Below are 220 nucleotides of genomic sequence, written 5' to 3' on the forward strand. Positions count from 1 at the left end.
GCTACCCTTTGCGGCAGATCTGCTGTACTCCGCTTGCGAGCACGGGAAGCATGAGGATGGGTTTGGTGCGTGGTGGGGGGGTGATGATTGTTGTTTCTTTGAGGAATGTGTGGGGTTGAGTGAGTGGAGGCAGGAAGTGACCTGGGGGATGAAAGAGATGAATGGGACTGGTTGGGGTGGGATTAGAGTGAATGGGGTATAGTGGGGGATGGTGATGTTG

At 54.5% G+C, this 220-nt stretch carries 1 protein-coding gene; it reads left to right on the forward strand.

The annotated features are described in order from the left end of the window. The coding region (locus FS628_RS32485; RefSeq protein WP_222125373.1) for a hypothetical protein at positions 1-202 on the forward strand (202 nt) is incomplete at its 5' end. Between the last annotated feature and the right edge of the window lie 18 nt (positions 203-220).

Origin of the sequence: Paenibacillus xylanexedens (genome assembly GCF_007676705.1) — a bacterium.
Taxonomy (GTDB): domain Bacteria; phylum Bacillota; class Bacilli; order Paenibacillales; family Paenibacillaceae; genus Paenibacillus; species Paenibacillus xylanexedens_C.